Raw genomic sequence first — 1384 nt, 5'->3', positions numbered from 1 at the left:
CGACCTCACGCTTATCAGGCGTGCGCTCTAACCACCTGAGCTACGCGCCCAAGTTAAAAACTTGGTAATTTGAACAAAATTCAAAGCGGGTGACGAGAATCGAACTCGCGACAACAGCTTGGAAGGCTGTAGTTTTACCACTAAACTACACCCGCATACACACTATAAGTAAAAATGGCGCGAGACGGAATCGAACCGCCGACACATGGAGCTTCAATCCATTGCTCTACCAACTGAGCTACCGAGCCTTATTGCGGGAGCAGGATTTGAACCTACGACCTTCGGGTTATGAGCCCGACGAGCTACCGAGCTGCTCCATCCCGCGTTAATACAAAAGGAGGATGTGGGATTCGAACCCACGCACGCTTTTACACGCCTGACGGTTTTCAAGACCGTTCCCTTCAGCCGGACTTGGGTAATCCTCCATACTATTTAAATGGACCTTGTAGGACTTGAACCTACGACCACTCGGTTATGAGCCGAGAGCTCTAACCAGCTGAGCTAAAGGTCCAACAAGATCATTATAGCGGCGAAGGGGATCGAACCCCCGACCTCCCGGGTATGAACCGGACGCTCTAGCCAGCTGAGCTACACCGCCATTAATCGGGAAGACAGGATTCGAACCTGCGACACCTTGGTCCCAAACCAAGTACTCTACCAAGCTGAGCTACTTCCCGAGTTAAATAGAAAAATGCACCCTAGAGGAGTCGAACCTCTAACCGCCTGATTCGTAGTCAGGTACTCTATCCAGTTGAGCTAAGGGTGCTCATTATATTATGCCGAGGACCGGAATCGAACCGGTACGATCGTTACCAATCGCAGGATTTTAAGTCCTGTGCGTCTGCCAGTTCCGCCACCCCGGCCTCTCTAAGCGAACGACGGGATTCGAACCCGCGACCCCCACCTTGGCAAGGTGGTGTTCTACCACTGAACTACGTTCGCACTATTTTCTTCTATCTAAAAATGCCGGCTACATGACTTGAACACGCGACCCTCTGATTACAAATCAGATGCTCTACCAACTGAGCTAAGCCGGCTCATTTATTATATCTTAATGCGGGTTAAGGGACTTGAACCCCCACGCCGTTAAGCGCCAGATCCTAAATCTGGTGCGTCTGCCAATTCCGCCAAACCCGCATATATGACCCGTACTGGGCTCGAACCAGTGACCCATTGATTAAAAGTCAATTGCTCTACCAACTGAGCTAACGAGTCAAATAACTTTCGTTATTACGGTCCCGACGGGAATCGAACCCGCGATCTTCGCCGTGACAGGGCGACGTGATAACCGCTACACTACGGGACCTATGGGAGTTAACGGGATCGAACCGCTGACCCTCTGCTTGTAAGGCAGATGCTCTCCCAGCTGAGCTAAACTCCCTAG

General features: G+C 51.2%; 15 tRNA genes. All 15 read right to left on the bottom strand.

Features of this window, described 5'->3' with window-relative positions:
• Nucleotides 1-84: 84 nt before the first annotated feature.
• Nucleotides 85-155 (bottom strand) — tRNA-Gly (locus tag M1F37_RS09925).
• A 20-nt stretch (nt 156-175) separates the two neighbouring features.
• Nucleotides 176-248: transfer RNA gene (locus tag M1F37_RS09920), tRNA-Phe, on the bottom strand.
• A 3-nt stretch (nt 249-251) separates the two neighbouring features.
• A tRNA-Met gene (locus M1F37_RS09915) sits at nt 252-325 on the bottom strand.
• A 10-nt stretch (nt 326-335) separates the two neighbouring features.
• Nucleotides 336-425: transfer RNA gene (locus M1F37_RS09910), tRNA-Ser, on the bottom strand.
• Nucleotides 426-437: 12 nt separating this feature from the next.
• Nucleotides 438-511: transfer RNA gene (locus M1F37_RS09905), tRNA-Ile, on the bottom strand.
• Between the two features lie 13 nt (nt 512-524).
• Nucleotides 525-598 (bottom strand) — tRNA-Met (locus M1F37_RS09900).
• A 5-nt stretch (nt 599-603) separates the two neighbouring features.
• Nucleotides 604-677, bottom strand: a tRNA-Pro gene (locus tag M1F37_RS09895).
• Between the two features lie 15 nt (nt 678-692).
• Nucleotides 693-766, bottom strand: a tRNA-Arg gene (locus M1F37_RS09890).
• Nucleotides 767-777: 11 nt separating this feature from the next.
• A tRNA-Leu gene (locus M1F37_RS09885) sits at nt 778-863 on the bottom strand.
• A gap of 7 nt (nt 864-870) precedes the next feature.
• A tRNA-Gly gene (locus M1F37_RS09880) sits at nt 871-942 on the bottom strand.
• Between the two features lie 22 nt (nt 943-964).
• Nucleotides 965-1037, bottom strand: a tRNA-Thr gene (locus M1F37_RS09875).
• A gap of 18 nt (nt 1038-1055) precedes the next feature.
• Nucleotides 1056-1137: transfer RNA gene (locus M1F37_RS09870), tRNA-Leu, on the bottom strand.
• Nucleotides 1138-1142: 5 nt separating this feature from the next.
• A tRNA-Lys gene (locus tag M1F37_RS09865) sits at nt 1143-1215 on the bottom strand.
• A gap of 18 nt (nt 1216-1233) precedes the next feature.
• Nucleotides 1234-1306: transfer RNA gene (locus M1F37_RS09860), tRNA-Asp, on the bottom strand.
• A gap of 2 nt (nt 1307-1308) precedes the next feature.
• Nucleotides 1309-1381, bottom strand: a tRNA-Val gene (locus M1F37_RS09855).
• Nucleotides 1382-1384: the final 3 nt, after the last annotated feature.

The organism is Streptococcus mitis, assembly GCF_023109105.1.
Lineage (GTDB): Bacteria > Bacillota > Bacilli > Lactobacillales > Streptococcaceae > Streptococcus > Streptococcus mitis_BW.
The sequence above is the reverse complement of the archived record's forward strand: the minus strand, read 5'-3'. Positions and strand labels throughout refer to the sequence as shown.